Origin of the sequence: Streptomyces sp. SID3343, assembly GCF_009865215.1 — a bacterium.
In the GTDB taxonomy this organism is placed as follows: Bacteria; Actinomycetota; Actinomycetes; order Streptomycetales; family Streptomycetaceae; genus Embleya.
On record NZ_WWJX01000754.1, the window covers coordinates 1 to 894 of the forward strand.

The following is an 894-nucleotide window of genomic DNA, read 5'->3' on the forward strand; positions in this document are numbered from 1 at the left end:
ACGCGTAGGTGGGAACGGCGAACAACTTGCCCGACTCGCGCACACCCCGGAGGTTCATGCCCATCAACACGAGCACGAGTGCGACCGCTATCAGCACCTTGTGCGACGCGAGGGCGGGGATGGCGGAGGACATGTTGGCCACGCCGGAGGAGACCGAGACCGCCACGGTCAGCACATAGTCGACGAGCAGCGCGCTGCCGACCGTCAGGCCGGCATTGGGTCCGAGGTTGACGCTTGCGACCTCGTAGTCACCGCCGCCGCTGGGGTACGCGTGCACGTTCTGGCGGTAGGAGGCGACCACGGTCAGCATGACCACGACGACGGCCAGGCCGACCTGCCACGAGAAACGAGGACGGGTCACGGCCACGGGCAACGGGTACGGCGGATCGAGCACAGCGTGGGTGAGCCGGGTCCGGCGGCGGCGTTCGGCCTCGCCGTCGTGGGCATGGTGCTCCAGCAACTGCGTCACCGCCCGCCGCGCACTCTCGCGCAGCCCCGCGCCCCACCGCACCCGCCATGGCAACCGCAATGAGAACACCAGCAGTTCGCCGTCGGGTCGGGCGCCGGTGTCGGCCCACTCGCACAGGGCCCGCACCTCCGCCTCGGCCGCCTCGACCATCACCGCCACCTCGACCGGCGTCGCATCCGTGTACCGCTCGCCCAGAACCTCGCACACCGCCCGAAGTCGGCGCAGCCCGGCCGACCAGGTCACCGCGTCCGACGGGGACAGTTGCCCGGTGATTCCGTCCAGTGCCTCCCACGCGCCGGAAGCCCTTGCCGGCAGCCGCAGTTGGGCGTGGCCTCGATAGTCGGGGTGAGCCGCGAGCGCGCGTGCCAACGGCGCCAGCGCCGGCCGGGCCCGCAACAGCGGCTCGGCCGCTTCGAGCGTGGACC

1 protein-coding gene is annotated in these 894 nt (G+C 71.6%); it reads right to left on the reverse strand.

Going from position 1 to position 894, the window contains the following annotated elements:
* The coding region (locus GT354_RS54370) for an APC family permease (protein WP_237535360.1) at nt 1-619 on the reverse strand (619 nt) is incomplete at its 3' end.
* Nucleotides 620-894: the final 275 nt, after the last annotated feature.